The 1,671-nt window shown below is 71.1% G+C and carries 3 protein-coding genes; all 3 read left to right on the top strand.

The genetic code is table 11. The features are described 5' to 3' along the window. Nucleotides 1–512 precede the first annotated feature (512 nt). Nucleotides 513–1,172 (top strand): HAD-IA family hydrolase, encoded by a 660-nt coding sequence (locus tag sphst_RS14710; RefSeq protein WP_107045755.1) that lies wholly within the window; start codon nucleotides 513–515, stop codon nucleotides 1,170–1,172. Then, nucleotides 1,169–1,387 (top strand): hypothetical protein, encoded by a 219-nt coding sequence (locus sphst_RS14705; RefSeq protein WP_037532554.1) that lies wholly within the window; start codon nucleotides 1,169–1,171, stop codon nucleotides 1,385–1,387. Before sphst_RS14710 ends, sphst_RS14705 begins: the two co-directional genes overlap by 4 nt. Before the next feature lie 13 nt (nucleotides 1,388–1,400). After that, the coding region (locus tag sphst_RS14700; protein ID WP_234387681.1) for an ATP12 family chaperone protein at nucleotides 1,401–1,671 on the top strand (271 nt) is incomplete at its 3' end.

Below are 1,671 nucleotides of genomic sequence, written 5' to 3'. Positions count from 1 at the left end.
AGCCTGGTGGCCGGGGTCGTCCGGGGGGGAAGCCGAGTGGGCCTAGGAGCGGGCCTGGGTCGCGGTGATCTAGCGGGGTGGTCTCGCCCATATCCAGTACCACCCCGGCGAAGGCGGGGGTCCAGTTGGAGAGGTTGCAGTAACCGGGGGCTGCGCGCCGTTAGCACCGTCCCCCAACTGGGCCCCGGCCTTCGCCGGGGTGGTGGTGATTGTTGGGTGCCCTCCCGTTCCCCCGCGGGGGCGGGGGTCCAGTTGGGGAGGTTGCAGTAATCGGGTGCTGCGCTTCGTCAGCAACGTCCCCCAACTGGACCCCGGCCTTCGCCGGGGTGGTGGTGGTGGTGGTGCCCCCTGCCCGTTCCCCCGCGGGGGCGGGGGTCCAGGGGGCATGATCGGCAGCTCTGCTTAACGTCAGTCCCCCGCCTTTGCGGGGGAACATGACGATGCGCGTTCCGGTTTGGCGTTCCCTCGTTCGCCCGGCTGATCTACGAGACGGGGATGCGCTGGAAAATCTCATGATCCGCCTCGCCGTGTTCGATTGCGACGGGACGCTCGTCGACAGTCAGGCGAATATCTGCGTCGCGTGCGAGCGGGCGTTCGAGACGGCCGGGCTCGTCCCGCCGCCGCGCGCCGCGATTCGGCGGATCGTCGGGCTCAGCCTGGTCGAGGCGATGCAGATCCTGGTGCCGCAGGGCGACGAGGCGCTGCACCGCACGCTCGCGACCGACTACAAGGCAGCCTTCCATGCGATGCGGACGAGCGGCGAGCTGATCGAGGAGCCGCTGTTCGAGGGGATCGCCGACGTGCTGGCGACGCTCGCCGACGATGGCTGGAGGCTGGGCGTCGCAACGGGCAAGTCGGACCGCGGGCTCGCGCATGTCCTCGCCGCGCACGGCATCGCCGACCGGTTCGTGACGCTGCAGACCGCGGACCGGCATCCCTCCAAACCCGACCCGGCGATGCTGTTCGCGGCGATCAGGGAGGCGGGCGCGACCCCCGCCACGACCGCGATGATCGGCGATACGAGCTATGACATGGCGATGGCACGCGCGGCGGGCGCACGCGCGGTCGGCGTCACCTGGGGCTATCACGCGGTCGACGAGCTGGCGGAGGCCGGCGCGGACGTCGTCGCCGAGACGGTGCCGGCGCTGCGTCATCTGGTGAGCGCGTCGTGACGGAGGCCGATCGCCTGGCGCAGCGGCGCTGGTTCGTGCTGGTCGGCGTGCGACTTGCTGGCGTGGCGGGCGCGGTGCTCGGGCTGGTGCTGATCGCGCGCGCCTATAGCTGGGGGCCGAAGATCCTCGGCACCGCGATCGTGCTGTCGGCGATGGCGATGATCGCGATCGTGCCGCGCAGCCTGGCGCAGCGCTGGCGCACGCCCACCGAATGACCGGACAGGACGCATGAAGAGATTCTGGACAGACGTCGCGATCGATGCGGATCGCGTGGTGACGCTCGACGGCAAGCCGGTCCGCACGCCCGGGCGACGGCCGCTCGCACTGCCGACCGATGCGCTGGCACAGGCGGTGGCGGAGGAATGGCGCAGCGTCGGCGAGACGATCGATCCGCGGACGATGCCGCTGACCGGCCTCGCCAACGCCGCGACCGATCCGATCGCGAACGATCCGGCGCAGTTCGCGGCCCGGCTGGCGGCGTATGGCGAGAGCGACCTGC

This window comes from Sphingomonas sp. STIS6.2 (assembly GCF_000732685.2).
GTDB classification, from domain to species: domain Bacteria; phylum Pseudomonadota; class Alphaproteobacteria; order Sphingomonadales; family Sphingomonadaceae; genus Sphingomonas; species Sphingomonas aerolata.
Note: the sequence above shows the minus strand (reverse complement) of the source record. Positions and strands in the feature narration are given on the sequence as shown.